The organism is Paraliobacillus sp. X-1268, assembly GCF_003426095.1.
Classification (GTDB): Bacteria; Bacillota; Bacilli; order Bacillales; family Amphibacillaceae; genus Paraliobacillus_A; species Paraliobacillus_A zengyii.
Genome location: NZ_QJSK01000003.1, coordinates 141634 through 157775 on the forward strand (window position 1 = coordinate 141634; position 16142 = coordinate 157775).

Consider the following 16142-nt stretch of genomic DNA (forward strand, 5'->3'; position numbering starts at 1 on the left):
AGAAGCGACTATTCTTATTGAACAATCGCACACCTTTTGTTTAAGTGAAGTTTTTCACAATGAATTTGTAAAGACTAATTATTTGTTCTCAAAGTGGAAAGTGTGTTCCATTCAACAACTTTTGCGTATTCCTCTCCATTTGATTCATAAATGATTTTTCAAGTTTTTCGCACTATTTTCCTCTGCACTAACCAATCTTGTTTCCATTATCAAAGTCTGTTCTTCATTAAGGTTGTAATCCTCCACTTTTTCTTTCTCGCCTATTTCATCTCTACTATAAACACCTGTTTTCTTATATCTATCCCCAATATAAAAACTGGCATTTATCCCTTTTTCAGCAGATATATTCTCTCCTTGACTGTTTACTATTTGAATGGACTTTAACGTAGTTCCATCTTCACCTTCCCAATTCAAAGGAGTTATTATAAAATACTTCGTATTATTTTCAAATGCACTAACAGATATATTCCCTAATTTGAATTCTGCATTATTGCATTATCTCTCACTTCATTTTGACACCCTGCTAATAACGATACAATTAGTAAAATAAATAAATACTTCTTAATTATAAGTCCTCCTGACTTTAGTATCTCTCTTGTGCTATCCTACTCCTACTTCGTTAGCACAACAATGGTAGTAACAGCTTGTTATGCTAAAGAACCTGTTAATGCAAGAAAGAAATGTTAGTTATTAGATTGAACGTATATAAATGTTTTTCTAACTAGAAATACAGTTAATATCGGAATAAAGATATAAATCCCTATTTTAACAACGTCTGCATATGCCATTGTAAAACCTATTATAGTGATAATTAGTGATACTAAAAATAAAACCTTAATAGTCGGGCTAGACACATTCTTGAACCCTTTATTTTTCTTTTCCAATTGCAATACTACCAACCCTAGAACTAATCCTACTAAAAAGAGCAATAAATAAGTTAAATACACCTAATCCCTCCAAGGGTAATAAATTATGTTACTTATAGACTAACATACAATACATATTGCTAAAACGTTCGTTGTTCAACACTAGTCACCCGTTTGTTTCATAAACATTTAGCTTTCTCTAACGACTTTTTTATTTCTTGACCCTTTTCTTTTCATTAATCTTTTGCTTTACCCCAAGCATATACAGTACCAGTTCAAAAATAACGTAAATGACAGTTACTGTTACGAAGAGGTAAACGTTTCGTTGAATGATTAAAAAATACAATGAAATAAATGAAAAGGTAGATACGATTAATTGATACAGTTTTGGGTTCATAATTTCACCACTTCTATTAAACGGATTCAAATGGGCATCATTAGTTATATATCTTGTTTTTACTAGTTTCCTTCTTACACTAAGCTGCTATATACTTGAATTATAAAGAGCTACATATAACATCAACCCTAATAATATTGTTCTTATAATTTTCGTTCTCAATCATCACACTAATTATCCTCTATAATCCCATCCCTTTTATCTGTTTTGTTATTATTTTTTTTATTATAAATTGAAAAGCTTATTTCAAATATAGCTAAGATTATAGCTCAAAAAAGAAGATAATAAAGATTATCTTGAAATATGCCAAGAGCCATAGAGACAACAGTGATTATTGACCTAACAAAATTTTGAGTAATTGAAAATTTCTTTTTATTCATAATGTTAGTCACCTCCAAATTAATGATTTATAATCCATCCGTTCTTTATTTGTTACGGTTCAAATACTATGAAGTCTGTTCTCACTAATACTACTTCAGTAGGTACAGCTTGTTTCACAATCCTTCACAAACCCCATTTATTTTAACATAAAATAACAATTATCTGCTTAGTCTATAAAGATTATCATGGCAAATAGCCAATTAATTAACATAGGAATTTCACGTTGACAATTGCCATAATGCTAATTGAAAACTGTCTGAAGCTGTTATTATTAAAGGGAATATGGATTTGTAGCAAATGTAGGATGAAATTGACCAGATGAAAAAGGTGGGGAAATCCCACGGATTAAATCACGTGAAACCTCTCTGTTGAACCTTTTTTTGATTAATGACAGGATAACTTATGGATGTCTCCAGTTGCACAATATAGCAAACTATAACAAGTATAGGATAGCGTTTTATTTCATACTTTTGGTTTAATCTCTATTAAATTTCCCAACACTGGAAAGTGAATATACGCATGGTTGAGCTATTTCTCATTCATACAGTATTTCTAAAAAACACAATTCGTGGTGCATAATTGAGCTAAATATAACAATTTTAGGATGAAATAGAGATTAGAAACGAAAGAAAGTGTAGCAATTGTAGGATGGTGTTACAGTTAGGAAGCAAACTGTATAGGGATTGAAAACCCTATCGATTTAGTATTGGAAGATTAGTATAAGCCCTTATAGGACGGGGATTCGAGGGGTATTGGTCAACAGAAAAGGACTGAATCACTATTGGATCCAGACCAAATGTTATTATTTTTTGTTTGCTAATACAATTGAAGAACCTCCTCAGAGTATATAGCGTTTCATCCCATTTTCTTCAACAGGGAGATTACACGTTCCATAATGGAAAAACAAAATGGCTGGGAGAAAGAATAAGAAGTAATATTCTTAGACATAAATCAAGTGTTGACACCTGATTTAATTAACTAAAATATTTATTTTTGTCTTTCCTTATAGAGTTCCCACGTTTTATCCATAAATATTTTCACTTTACCAGTAAACGCTACACCATATGGTTCAACCAAATAACTGTATTTCATCATATTTTCTTTCTCAAGCAACTCAACTATGTACCAATATCTAAGTTCTTGATTTTTACAGAATCTAAATTCAGGATCCTTGAAAATAATCTCCCTCAAGTTGCTTTCGTCAACTTGTTTTTGATTCTTCTTGGTTTCACTAATTTCTTTAACTTCACTATAGAACTCATTTTCAATTAATTCCATAGCTTCTTCTGATCTGGAAATTTCTTGGCTTTCTATCCATGGATTATCTAGTATCACTCCCACTAAAGTACCGTTTTGAAGAATAAATAACGTCAGGCTCTTTGGAGTTTTAAAATCTAATGTTTCTATATGTTGATTATGTTGGCAACCTACTTTATTAAATTTTGTCGAGTAATCACTGTACCAGTCTATGGGAATTATATATTCTTCCGAATTATAGTAAGTATAATGGTAATATACATATTGAGACCCTGAACCAATTGCATATTTTAAGAAATCTTCAAATTCATCTATTTCTAAATAAATTTGATTAGATATTTTAAGAATACTTACTTCTAATGGAATTACATTGTATTCATTGATTTTGTTTTTAAGATCCTCACTCGTAATTATCGCCATACTACACCTCCAACAATAATATTCTGTAATACTTGTTTATATCATTTGCCAGGTTTATATACTTCTTATTGTATTGAGATTCCAGTAGCATAAACCCATCGAGCTTCCTAGGTGAAATTCTGTTAAATCCACACTTCTATTTTTTCCATAACCTTCTAAACATACTTTTAGGTTTTGAACTTTCTAGGATAAGAGTGGACAACTTACCTAGCATTCTAGTTAATTCACTTTCAAATTCTATGGTCTTATCATCAGTTTTTGTATAGGCGTGAACTAACTCGTGTACAAGTGTCCCAGCAAATGATTGTAAGTTTTTAAGTTGGCTTCTACGAATTATAATATAATTCGTAGAAGGTTCCCATAGTCCCAGTGCATCAGAACCAGTATAGTTGTCCGGTCGCATAGTATTAGAAATCAAAATATCCTTTACTGGATCATTCTTTTTTGGAAACCACTTCACTATAGTATCCTTATAATTAAAAATTTCTCTTTCTTTGGGCGTTAATTGGTTTACACTTACAATGTCAAAGTCGAATTGCTCATTCCATTCTATAGCATACGTTTCCAAATTCCTGAAAGTTTCCCCGTTCAAATCTTTGCTAGTTTCAAGTTTATTTGATAATGAATCAGGAACAGTTATGATACATATCGCTTCTTCTTTAGCATAGCTTAGATATTTACCACCATCCATTAAATCATAAGCAGTTAAAAACAGCACCCTTTCCTGGCTACTTAATATTTTACAAGCGTGGAGCTGAACATCAATCCATTGCAATTCATCATGAGCATTTCCTGCTTGAATTTTTTGCAAGTCATTTACCAGTTTCTCAGCAAACTCTGGACTAGTACTTTCTATGAGAATTGACTTTACTCTATCGGAATAAGCACTTCTTCCTACATTAGTACGTTCTCTATTTAAAGATTGGCGAAGTTTTTTAGTTGTGGAAGTGATGTTATAAGAAAAAAGTAAATTGTCTTCTTCAGCTACGCAAATTCCATTCACATAAATCCTTGAACGATTATTTTTGTTCTCAATTAGTTCCCCGTACTTTGTTACTTCAATCGAGTTTTCTCCAGAATATAATAAGAAGAAATCTTTGGCTTTTTCGATATCAACATCTTTCAGACCAATAAAAGTAAATTCTGTTCCTTTCATATCGGTGTGAGTTGGTTCATTTACGATAGCATGTAATGTTATCACATCGTCAAAATCCTCTTTAGATACCTTTTTAATTGTAATATCACTATATTTTGATTGGATTAGAATTTGAACGTTTCTTCGATCGAATGTTGCCATTGCATCTTTTAAACCTACTCCAAATTTACCAATGACTTTATCTGGATCTTCTGTCTTTTCTTTATTCTCATTTTGGGTTAGATGCTCATATTTAAGACCTCTCCCAAAATCTTTGATATGCCATTTGTCTTTATCTTTATAAATAAGTGGTTTCTTAGTATTTGTTAGAGTTGATTCATCCATTGCATTTGCTATAACTTCTCTTAATGCGTGAGGGATGGTCCAGTGTTCCAAAACTTTCTCGATATTCAAATCAAACCTTTTCACTTTTACACCTCTCCTTAGCTCTTTTTATAATAGAATTACAACTTATATATTTTGAATGTGATAAAATCTTTTGACATTAAGCATAAAAGTTCCTTTAAGTAGCGTTATGTTCCATTTATTGATCTAATACAAAAACATTCCTATCCATGCCAAAAACCTGTCTTCTTAAATAAAGTAATGAAAGGATAATTGTCTTCTTCACCTGTATAAGGTAAAGTATCTGTAAAAATCCAGACCGCATCACCTTTATCAATCATAGTCTCTATTTCGTTACTATCCGAGTAAGGACTATTATTCCAATTCCCTAAAAACATTTCTTTCCAATTATCTTTTATTGGTGCATCTATAGTAAGATAACTAGCTTGTTCAAACAGCGTTCCTTCTTCACCGTTATTCAATTGCTTATACTCCTCAATAACATTCCAAATTTCTTCAGCGGTTAGGTTATCATAGAAATTCTCAGTCCAATTGACTCCCTTTGCGTAACCATAATCAGAGCTACCCATATATTGATCAAATATGTATGTTCTCAACGTTTCCTTTAATGATTCCTTTTCTTCTTGGCGATTATCTGGTTGAGATGTTGATTCGAAAATATCACCAATACTTTCGTTTTTGTTAACTTCAGAGGCAGCTTCAGCATTTTCTTTTTTGGAAAATGCAACATAACCTTGTTCGCCTTTTTGCTCATTAACTTCGTTGGAGTCAACAGCAGGGGAATTAGAGGAACACCCAAATAGTAGTAAAAAAGAGAAAAATAAACTTCCAAATAGATATAAACGACTCACTTTTTCACACCCTTACTTTTATATTTATAAATAATCATTTATTTCCATGATCTTAGCTAAATCCATTATAACGTCTATTCCATACCAAAAGTAACCATACGGATTTTATAGCTAGATTACAATTGGATTAAATATTGAAACAATGATAAAAATAAGCATCCCTTATGAAACAAAAGGTTGATAGTTATTGAACAAAGAAAGGACTGAGTCATAATATTGGGTTCTTAACAAATTTTACCAACAATGAATATATTCCTCACCATTTAACTCAAAATATTTAAGAAAGATAATACTGTAGCAATTGTAGGATGGTGTTACTGTTAGGAAACAAACTAAATGGAGATTAAAAACCTTACGGATGTAGCGAATGTAAAATAAATCCCATCTACTAATACAGGTGGGATTCATGTGACGCTTACGTATAAAGTCTAACAACCTTTCTATTCTTTACTAGCTGCAACTTGATCCAAAGCCTCTATTATTTCCTCTTTAGTCTCGTCGCTAGTAGCGTTCTCCTCTACTTCACTTTCAATGTTCCCCATCATCATGTTGAAATGAGACTCATGATTAGAATTTATAAAAATCTTTTTAAACACTACAAAATAGATTTTATTTTGTTCTTGGTTACTATCCACATACAAATCATCATTTACATGATGTGATCCATCATTAGCCCAAGAAAGTAAAGTTTTGCATGCTACCTTATCTTTATCCGGGAACCCTTCAATAATCTCATCAACATCAATGTTACCAAAAAATTTAAAATAATTTTCTAATATTCTTCTCATAATATTAGGTGTTGCTATTGAATTTGGATTTTCCTTTAATTCTTTCCAAAGTAACTCATATGAATTTTTAATAGGATTTTCATCGTATTCATAAATTTGAGTTATATTATCTACCTTTCTAATAATCCCAAAGGTTTCGTCATTTAATTTTTTACTACCATGCCCTTTATTAAAGGAAATCTCCTTATGAAAATAAACGTTATGAGTTAAAATAAGCAGTTGTTTAAAGTTGGACTCAATACTCCTCACCTTTTTCTTTAAATTATTTATCAGGTTACTCACCATAAATAGTATATTGCTATCCAAGCTAGAAATTGGGTCATCAACAACAACTACTCTTGCTGTATTTACTTTGTCCTGTTCATTACTTCCATTAATAAGTTGATAGAAATACAGGAAGGTAATAAAGGTTTTCTCTCCCTCGCTTAATGTTTCATTTACATCTTCACCGTTCTCCCTTACAATTTTGTAATTACCCTGTTCATCAGATTCTGCTAACCGAAAATTTGTAAATCCAAATGATTTAAGAAGTATATTAATTTCATGAATAGAAGGTAATACACTGGTAAGTTGATTCTGTAACTCAATCGCCTCTTTTTCTAGTCTTTCTTTGTAGACCTCTTGTTCTTTCTTCCCTTTTTTCATTCCTTCTACAGCTTTATTCTCTTTTTTAAAATCACTCATGTAATTTGTATAATTACCCTTATTCTCTTCCACAATAAATCGCCATATATCTTTTATTAACTTCTCTTTTTCAACTTTAATATTGTCAATTACCCTGTTTAATTCTGTTATTTGTAAATTTGCTTGTTCTATCTCTGAGTTTATCTGCTCAATGTAACTTGTTATTGAACTTAACTCAATGCTTCTACTTGGTTCCTTTCTTTTTCTATCAAGCAACTGAATGTTTTCCTTATATATTGAATGTATTATCTCAAATAGGGATGTTACTTTTTCTTTATTAATATAAGGTACATCTTCATTTTTAAGAAAGTTGTATGTTTCAAAAAAGCCATTTGTATCTCTTTCATATTTTTCTATAGATGAATTAAGATTTTGTTTTTGATCAGTGTATGTTTCATCAAAATACTCATTCAACTTTTCCTCAAAATTCCCCGGTAACTCTTGTTGGCAAAATGGGCATATACCATTAGTATCTTCAATATGTATATGCCCTTGTTGTACCCAGTCACTTAAATTTAGTTCAGCTATTAATCTAGCAATATCTATATCCTTTTTACCTATTATTTTTGTTTGAAATATTGATTGTTTCTCTAGTGAGCTATCGTAGTGTATTTCTGAAATCTTACTATTTTTTTTCTGGGAATTTTTAAAGACGGAATCCACTCTCTTCTTTAAGTCTTCATATGTATATAGGTCTTTGTTGTTATTTGTGGCCTCATCTAAACACCTTTCCATAAATTTACTTTTATTATTACGAAGACCCATAAATGCCCCTTCAAAAACTTCATCATAGTTCTGTTTTAAGGACCAGCACTGATTTGTGAAATTTGTTTTTAAGACTTCCAATTGCTCTGACTTTAGCTTTATATTACTTTCTGCATTACCAATTCGTACCTGATGTTTTTCAGCATCCTTCATTTTTTCATCAATTAGTGCTAATATGTCAGAAGATTCTTTACCTAAAGTAAAAATCCCCGTTATTTCATTACTGATATTGAAATTTTCTTGGACAAAATTTCTATTATAAACAAACAGATCAAAGTCAGAACTTCTTTGTTTCCATTCTATATTACAATAGGTAAACTTTTGCTCATCGCTATTCCTTAGCAATTCAGAAATAGTAGTTTTACCTGTACCATTACTTCCATAAATGTAATTGACCTTACTTAAATTAACCTCAATTCCCGCAGAATCATAGCTTGCAACTTCCTTTATCCTAATCCTTTCTATCATTCTATCCCTCCTAACCTTGTCTTATTTCTATTATATTTTGCCTGTAGTCAATTTGTATTTTACAGGAAAGGTTTCACAAATGTAACTAGAACACTAAATATTCAAACAATTATTTTTTTACGTCATTTAATTACAAACAAAAAAGTATCTCAAGTTCCCAAATTTAAGGAATGGACTTTTGAGTCCTTTTTCATTTGCGTTTATCATAGATACATATCTTCACTCAATCACTAACTTTACTCTTATCTCATTTTCATAATCTGAATGAAATATTACAAACCCAACTAAATTCTTTTTTCTAACTATGTACCAAAATATTAAACATTTCCGAAACCCCACCCCTCAAACCCGCATTCCACCGTTACAGTTAAAATAAAGTTTTCCGACAGAACCCCTATTTCCATCCTTTTTCGTTTCAAAAATGACCGTTTTTCGCCGCTTTTTCACCCGTTTTTTCACCTTTTTTTCTGTTTTAAAATAAAGTTCTCCGAGAAAAGAAGGAAGAGATAATCGGGAAAAGCCTGGCAGGACAAGAGATAATAGAAAAAAGACCCTGAATTCGGAAAAGTTTATTTTCACGAAATCGGGGTCTTAATCGGAAATGTTTATTTTTACTGGGTAATTACTATTTTAACTTCACATTTTAATTCGAGCAACGCAACTGCCTCTACATGCATTGTCTGTGGGAACATATCAACGGGCTGTATTTGTTTTGTTTGATATCCACCATCTTCTAGAATACGGAGGTCACGTGCCAATGTTGATGGATTACAGGATACGTAGACAATACGCTTTGGTTGCATTGTAGTCATTGCTTCTAATAATGCTTCTTCGCACCCTTTTCTTGGGGGATCGACCACAATAACATCCGGTTTTAACCCTTGTGCTGTCCACCAGGGCATAATCTTTTCAGCTTGTCCAACAACAAACTCTACGTTGTCCATTTGGTTTAGCTTCGCATTGTTTTTTGCATCTTCAATTGCTTCTGGTACAATTTCAACGCCATAAACTTTTTTTGCTTTTTGTGCAAGGAATAACGAAATAGTACCTATACCACAATAGGCATCTATTACTGTTTCGCCACCAGTTAAATTAGCATATTCTAATGCTTTGTCATACAACTTTTTAGTTTGTGTAGGGTTTACCTGGTAAAATGACTTACCGGAAATAGCAAATTTAATATCACCAATTTTGTCATAAATATATGCTTCGCCCCACAATAATTTTGATTCTTTTCCTAGAATGACATTTGTTCGTTCTTTGTTAATATTGTGGATGATAGATTTAACATGTGGATATGTCTCATGTAACTCCTTAATTAATTCCTTTTTATGCGGTAGCTCTGCCGTTCTTGTCACGATTACAATCATTGTTTCGTTCGTTGCTTCACCTGTACGAACCATAATATGACGTAAAATTCCACGATGCGATTTCTCGTCATAAGCAGAAATACCATGTCGATCAGCAATGCTTCGTACTGCTTCTACCATGCGGTCATTTACTTCTGAGGTAATAATGCAGCGATCCATCTCGTCAATAATTTCGTGGCTTTTTTTACGATAAAAACCAGTAATCAATCCGCCATTTTTCTCTGCAACTGGGATTTGAACCTTATTACGATAGCGCCATGGGTCAACCATACCAATTGTTGGATGCACAATAACATCTTGGATATGTCCGACTTTTTTCAAGGAGTTATTTACTTGATTTCGTTTCATATCGACTTGCATCGTGTAACTCATATGTTGGAGCTGACAGCCTCCACATTGAAAGTAAACATTACAAGGAGGTTCAACTCGTTCACTGCTTGTTTTTTCTAATTCAATTAACTTACCTATTGCGAAGTTTTTTTTAACTTTAATTACTTTAACTTTTGCTGTTTCATCTGGTAATGCATATGGAACAAACAATGGATAACCATTGATCTTACCTACACCATTTCCTTCATGCGTGATGTCTTCGAAGTGAAGAGTAATTTCTTCATTTTTTTTCACTGGGACTTGTTGCTTTTCCAATTTATATCATCGTCCTTTATTTATCTACTGTGGTCAAAGTTTATCATAAGTTAGTCATTTTAAGAAATGGAGTTGTACTTCAAGAGGTCATTATCGACGGCGTTTTGCAATATTTCCTGGGAAATAAGCTATTATGACGAATAATAGTATAGTCTGCAAAAAAAAGAAAGAAGATCTGCTACTACTAGCTATCTTCTTTAATGAATGACTCGGGTACAAAATATTCAATATGTCGATATAAGTTGGTGAATTCTCCTGGTAGTAAACCACCGAATTCTCCATCAATATTTAACTGCATTTGTTCTTCGGTATTTATCTTAATCTTACTTGCACGTGTGTAAAAAATTCGGTCATCTTCTAGATGAGCACCACGTAATGCTAAAGAAGCAATTCGTACAAATTCTGCTAAATTTGTTTTGCGTAATATTAGTAGATCAAACAAGCCATCATTCATTTTGGCAGATGGAGCTAGTTTTTCAAATCCACCAACAGAATTTGTATTAGCCACCAAAAAGAGCATGATTTCATCTTCAAATAGCTTTCCATCATGTTCTATTTGTACTTTAATAGGCCTTAGCGATGGCAGCATTTCAATACCTTTTAGATAGTAAGCTAATTGACCGAGCATCGTCTTTAATTTACTTGGTACATCATAAGACAATTCAGTTAATTTCCCACCACCAGCAATATTCATGAAATATTGATCATTTACACGTCCAATGTCTAATGGAATGGAGTGATTCTCTAGAATAACATCCACCGCTTTATGAATATTTCTTGGAATAGAAAGTGCTCGACAGAAATCATTTGTTGTTCCAACTGGAATAATACCTAGTTTTGGTCGATTTGGTTGCTCTGCCATTCCATTAATCACTTCATTAATCGTCCCATCTCCACCAGCTGCCACAATCACATCGTAAGCCCTGTCAACAGCTATTCGTGCTGCTTTTGTCGCATCTCCTACACCTGTGGTTGCATGAACAGAGGTTTCATAACCTGATTCTTCAAATCTTCTTAACACATCAGGTAACTCTTTTTTAAAACCCTCTCGTCCTGAAGTTGGGTTATAAATAATTCGGGCACGTTGCATAATGAACCCCCTTTTTATGTTACTCTATCTATCTTTAGAATAATGTCTTTTTTCAATTTAAGAGAACTAGAGCAGCTATTACAATTAAACATACAGAAGGCTACAGACAATTGTGCAAGTAGCCTTCCCATTTTTATCGTTTTTTAATTTCTGCTAAAATTATTTTGTTTACCATTGGCGGATTTGCTTGTCCTTTTGTTTCTTTCATTACCTGTCCAACCAAGAATCCAATTGCTTTATCTTTACCATTTTTATAATCGATAATCGATTGTTCATTCTTGTCGAGCAATGCAGATATAATCTCTGTTAATTGCCCTTCATCTGAGATTTGAACAAGTCCCTTATCTTTGACGATTTTTTCTGGTTCTCCACCATTTTCAACAAGTTCAGCAAATACTTTTTTCGCGATTTTAGAAGAAATTGTGCCATCTTCAATTAACTTAATCATCTTCGCTAAACTCTCTGGTGTTAAAGCTAAATCATGTAACGCTTTTTGTTGTTTGTTCATATAAGCGGAAAGTTCGCCCATAATCCAATTGGAAGCTTGTTTAACATCAGCATCTGCAGCAATTGTTGACTCAAAGAAATCAGACATTTCCTTTGTGCTAGTAAGTACCATTGCATCATATGCAGGTAATTCTAATGTTTCAATATAACGTAATCTTCTAGCATCTGGTAACTCTGGAATTTCGGCACGAATTCGCTCTTTCCAAGCATCATCAATATAAAGTGGTACAAGGTCTGGTTCAGGGAAATAACGGTAATCATCTGATCCTTCCTTCACACGCATTAAGATTGTTTCTTTTGTTTGTTCATCATAACGACGCGTTTCTTGCAGGATTTCTCCACCAGCAAGCAATACTTCCTGTTGACGTTTTTCCTCAAATTCTAATCCTTTTTGAACAAAAGAAAAAGAGTTTAAGTTTTTCAATTCTGTTTTTACACCAAATTCTTCTTGTCCAATTGGTCGAATTGATATATTCGCATCACAACGAAGTGATCCTTCTTCCATTTTACAATCTGAAACGCCAGTATATTGAATAATATTTTTTATTTTCTCAAGGTAAGCATATGCTTCTGCTGGAGAACGAAGATCCGGTTCTGAAACAATCTCTACTAATGGCGTTCCTTGTCTGTTGTAATCAACAAGTGAATAACCGTCATTATTATGTGTTAATTTTCCAGCATCTTCTTCTAAATGAAGACGCGTTATGCCAATACGTTTTTTCTTACCTTCCACTTCAATTTCTATCCAACCATTTTCTCCAATTGGCTGGTCGAATTGAGAGATTTGGTAGGCTTTCGGATTATCCGGGTAAAAATAATTTTTACGGTCAAATTTTGTATTGGTCGCAACATCACAATTGATTGCCATAGAAGCTTTCATTGCATAATTTACCGCTTGCTCATTTAATACAGGTAATACACCTGGATATCCCAAATCAATTGGATTAATGTTTTCATTTGCTTCTGCACCAAAATGATTAAAACTAGGGCTAAAAATCTTTGAATCTGTTTTTAATTCGACATGGACTTCAAGGCCAATTACTGTTTCGAAATTCATTATTTAGCACCTCCCAATTCCGGGCGTTTTTTATGATGATCAGTTGCTTGTTCAAACGCGTAAGCTGTACGATAAATGGTAGACTCGTCAAAGTGTTTACCAATTATTTGTAAGCCGATTGGTAATCCTTCACTGGAGAAACCACACGGAAGTGACATTCCGGGAACACCTGCTAAGTTAACAGGAATTGTTAAAATATCATTCGCATACATTGTTAACGGATCATCAATTTTTTCGCCTACTTTAAATGCTGGTGTTGGCGTTGTTGGTCCAACGATGATGTCATAATCTTCAAATACTTTTTCGAAATCATTTTTAATTAATGTACGTACTTTTTGCGCCTTTTTATAGTATGCATCATAGTAACCAGAGCTAAGTGCAAACGTACCGAGCATAATACGACGTTTCACTTCATCTCCAAATCCTTCACTACGAGACAGCTTGTACATATCAATCATATTTGTTGCTTTCTCTGAACGAACACCGTAACGTACGCCATCAAATCGCGCCAAGTTTGCCGAAGCTTCAGATGATGAAAGTAAATAATAAGCTGCAACTGCATATTGAGAGTGTGGTAACGAAACTTCTTCCCAAGTCGCACCAAGATCTTCATAAACTTTTAATGCTTGTAGGACAGCTTCTTTCACTTCTGGTGCTACACCCTCTTGTAGGTATTCTTTTGGTACAGCAATTTTCAATCCTTTTACATCTTGTTTGATTGCATCACTATAATTTGGAATCTCGACATTTGCTGATGTTGAATCCATAGGATCTTGTCCAACAATTGCTTGTAATAAATGTGCATTATCTTCAACAGTTCTTGTAATTGGTCCAATTTGATCTAAAGAGGATGCAAATGCAACTAATCCAAAACGTGACACAAGTCCATAAGTTGGTTTTAACCCGACAACACCACAAAATGCTGCAGGCTGACGAATCGAACCACCTGTATCTGAACCTAGTGAGAAAAACACTTCACGGGCCGCCACTGCTGCAGCTGAACCACCACTAGAGCCACCTGGGACATAATCTGTGTTCCATGGATTACGAGTCGGTGCATAGCTAGAGTTCTCATTTGATGAACCCATCGCAAATTCGTCCATATTTAACTTACCAATTACAACTGTATTTTCAGCTTCTAGCTTATCAACCACAGTTGCATTATATAATGGATCATCAAAGTTATCTAAAATTTGACTAGCACATGTTGTACGAAGTCCTTTCGTCACCATATTGTCTTTTACACCTAGTGGCATACCAAACAATGGATTTGAAGCTTCGTCCACTTGTCCATCTAATTCTTTTGCTTTTGCACGTGCCGCTTCTTCATTCAATGTTAAAAATGCTTTTACCTTGTCGTCCACAGCGTTAATACGCTCATAAGACGCGGAAACGAGATCACTGACTGTAATCTCCTTACTATGTAGCTTATCTTGTAATTCTTTTAATGTATAATCAAACAGGGACATAATCTGTAAACCTCCTTATTCTAATATGGAAGGGACGCGAAATTGACCTTCTTGTTGGTCAGGTGCATTTTTTAGTGCATCTTCTTTTTCGATCCATTTTCTTGGCTCATCTTTGCGCATCACATTTTTCAAATCTAATACGTGTGTTGTCGGTTCAACATTCTCTGTATCTAAATCGTTTAATAGTTCGGCATAGCTAATAATATCTCCGAGCTGTTTCGTCATTTTCTCTACTTCTTCTTCTGATATTGCTAAACGTGCTAAGTTTGCCACGTGTCTTACTTCTTCTTTAGATATTTCTGCCATTCTTTTCACCTCCACATTTATTTCCGTGATTATATTCGTAGACTAACAATACTTATGATAATAGCAAAAAAAGGACTGTATTAGCAACTATTGGTTTACTAACTTACTATTTCCTTATCGGATTTTAATCATAAATATGAACAGTCGGTTCCTCTTCGCCAGCCTTACGGAAAATCAAGCTCTCCTGATTGTCACTTGCCGTTATATTAATCTCTAAATCGTAGTGGTTTTGAAAACCATCCATTACAAGCCCATAAGCATATTGGGTAAATCCAATTACCTCCGCTTTACCTTTAAATTGAATTGGGACTTCTAACGTGAGTTTTTGCAATTGTTCATCAATATAGAATCCTTCCCCGATTACACCAACATAGTTCGGAAAATATTCAGCAATGTCTTTTTCAAAGTCGTCTAAGTTTGCTGTTGTATCTGGATCTTTTTCAGTGGCTTCAGTGGAAGGAAATAAAATATATTCCTCATCAATAGATTCCCAATCCCCAACAGAATTGCTACCATTATCTACAGTTGCTGTTGCGACAAAATTCCCAGGTACTAATGCATCACGTGATTCTTCTCGATATACAGCTAACATAATCGGCACTTCTTCTAACCCTTCTATTTCTCGTACTCTTGTAACCACTTCTTTTGCTATCCGATTTGCTTCAGATAACATTTTATCCATACTAATATCTTCGTAATAATAAAGGCCATCCTCTGTTTCAAATCGGTAATTTGATTTCATCGCTATTCCAATTGAAATCCCAGCGAGTTGAACAGCATTATCTTCTGTTTTGACTAAATAGTCTTGTTCTAGAATATGGGATAAATATTTTGGGTTTTCTCGTTCCTCTTTTAATATTTGTTCTGGATCTCGGTCTTCTTCATTTACGGGAAGATCAATTTCAGGATTTAGACCGAGTGGATTCCCATTACTGTCATCTTCTTCAGAATAACGTTCTAACCAATTATAGACAACATCTGACGTGATCTTTTGCCCTTCTTGAAAAAAGTAATCATCAGGATCGTAAACATTCGTTGAGTGTCTTCGTAATCCTTCCTCAAACGAATCAATGTCTAAACGATTGGCAATTTGATTGACAATTACTCCTCGAGATTGACTTAGTTTATAAGGTAACAACACTTGATAATCTTGATCTGATACACTGTAGCTTGGAATAATCGCTGTTTCCTGACCTGTATCATCTAAGGTATTATCATCAACAACTTCATCTTCTTGATTATCAAATGAAGGAGCACAACTTGTTAAAAACAATAGGAGTAATAACAAGAGTACGCTAAAACCTTTTTTATTCATTAAGC

General features: G+C 33.5%; 13 protein-coding genes. All 13 read right to left on the bottom strand.

The genetic code is table 11. The features are described from left to right. Positions 1-144: 144 nt before the first annotated feature. On the bottom strand, positions 145-414 hold the full coding sequence (locus tag D2K62_RS06905; RefSeq protein ID WP_117161140.1) for a hypothetical protein: 270 nt from the start codon (positions 412-414) through the stop codon (positions 145-147). Positions 415-470: 56 nt separating this feature from the next. After that, positions 471-590, bottom strand: a complete 120-nt coding sequence (locus D2K62_RS19425) for a lipoprotein (protein WP_369974639.1) — start codon at positions 588-590, stop codon at positions 471-473. A 93-nt stretch (positions 591-683) separates the two neighbouring features. Beyond that, positions 684-947 carry a hypothetical protein gene (locus D2K62_RS06910; protein WP_117161141.1) on the bottom strand — a complete coding sequence of 88 codons (264 nt, stop codon included), beginning with the start codon at positions 945-947 and terminating at the stop codon, positions 684-686. Between the two features lie 1684 nt (positions 948-2631). Further along, positions 2632-3321, bottom strand: a complete 690-nt coding sequence (locus tag D2K62_RS06915) for a hypothetical protein (protein ID WP_117161142.1) — start codon at positions 3319-3321, stop codon at positions 2632-2634. A 136-nt stretch (positions 3322-3457) separates the two neighbouring features. Further along, a complete protein-coding gene (locus tag D2K62_RS06920) occupies positions 3458-4885 on the bottom strand; it encodes an ATP-binding protein (protein WP_117161143.1) in 1428 nt (475 codons plus the stop codon). A gap of 140 nt (positions 4886-5025) precedes the next feature. Then, positions 5026-5673 carry a hypothetical protein gene (locus tag D2K62_RS06925; protein WP_117161144.1) on the bottom strand — a complete coding sequence of 216 codons (648 nt, stop codon included), beginning with the start codon at positions 5671-5673 and terminating at the stop codon, positions 5026-5028. Positions 5674-6113: 440 nt separating this feature from the next. Beyond that, on the bottom strand, positions 6114-8378 hold the full coding sequence (locus D2K62_RS06930; protein WP_117161145.1) for an ATP-binding protein: 2265 nt from the start codon (positions 8376-8378) through the stop codon (positions 6114-6116). A gap of 611 nt (positions 8379-8989) precedes the next feature. Further along, positions 8990-10393: a 23S rRNA (uracil(1939)-C(5))-methyltransferase RlmD gene (gene rlmD, locus D2K62_RS06935; RefSeq protein WP_117161146.1), complete on the bottom strand. Its 1404-nt coding sequence runs from the start codon at positions 10391-10393 to the stop codon at positions 8990-8992. Positions 10394-10577: 184 nt separating this feature from the next. After that, the gene (locus tag D2K62_RS06940) at positions 10578-11483 is read right to left on the bottom strand and encodes a diacylglycerol kinase (RefSeq protein WP_112179853.1); all 906 of its coding nucleotides are present in this window, start codon (positions 11481-11483) and stop codon (positions 10578-10580) included. A 133-nt stretch (positions 11484-11616) separates the two neighbouring features. Continuing rightward, positions 11617-13047 (bottom strand): Asp-tRNA(Asn)/Glu-tRNA(Gln) amidotransferase subunit GatB, encoded by a 1431-nt coding sequence (gene gatB / locus D2K62_RS06945; RefSeq protein WP_112179852.1) that lies wholly within the window; start codon positions 13045-13047, stop codon positions 11617-11619. Further along, a complete protein-coding gene (gatA, locus tag D2K62_RS06950) occupies positions 13047-14516 on the bottom strand; it encodes an Asp-tRNA(Asn)/Glu-tRNA(Gln) amidotransferase subunit GatA (protein WP_112179851.1) in 1470 nt (489 codons plus the stop codon). The genes gatB and gatA overlap by 1 nt, the downstream gene beginning before the upstream one ends. A 15-nt stretch (positions 14517-14531) precedes the next feature. Beyond that, positions 14532-14822, bottom strand: coding sequence for an Asp-tRNA(Asn)/Glu-tRNA(Gln) amidotransferase subunit GatC (gatC, locus tag D2K62_RS06955; protein ID WP_112179850.1), 291 nt, complete (start codon positions 14820-14822; stop codon positions 14532-14534). Between the two features lie 124 nt (positions 14823-14946). Further along, on the bottom strand, positions 14947-16137 hold the full coding sequence (locus tag D2K62_RS06960) for a CamS family sex pheromone protein (RefSeq protein ID WP_112179849.1): 1191 nt from the start codon (positions 16135-16137) through the stop codon (positions 14947-14949). Between the last annotated feature and the right edge of the window lie 5 nt (positions 16138-16142).

What these genes read in the sequence shown, in the direction of transcription:
- D2K62_RS06960 (WP_112179849.1), bottom strand. Translation starts at nt 16,137, where the DNA reads ATGAATAAAAAAGGTTTTAGCGTACTCTTGTTATTACTCCTATTGTTT.
- gatC (WP_112179850.1), bottom strand. Translation starts at nt 14,822, where the DNA reads ATGGCAGAAATATCTAAAGAAGAAGTAAGACACGTGGCAAACTTAGCA.
- gatB (WP_112179852.1), bottom strand. Translation starts at nt 13,047, where the DNA reads ATGAATTTCGAAACAGTAATTGGCCTTGAAGTCCATGTCGAATTAAAA.
- D2K62_RS06915 (WP_117161142.1), bottom strand. Translation starts at nt 3,321, where the DNA reads ATGGCGATAATTACGAGTGAGGATCTTAAAAACAAAATCAATGAATAC.
- gatA (WP_112179851.1), bottom strand. Translation starts at nt 14,516, where the DNA reads ATGTCCCTGTTTGATTATACATTAAAAGAATTACAAGATAAGCTACAT.
- D2K62_RS06930 (WP_117161145.1), bottom strand. Translation starts at nt 8,378, where the DNA reads ATGATAGAAAGGATTAGGATAAAGGAAGTTGCAAGCTATGATTCTGCG.
- D2K62_RS06940 (WP_112179853.1), bottom strand. Translation starts at nt 11,483, where the DNA reads ATGCAACGTGCCCGAATTATTTATAACCCAACTTCAGGACGAGAGGGT.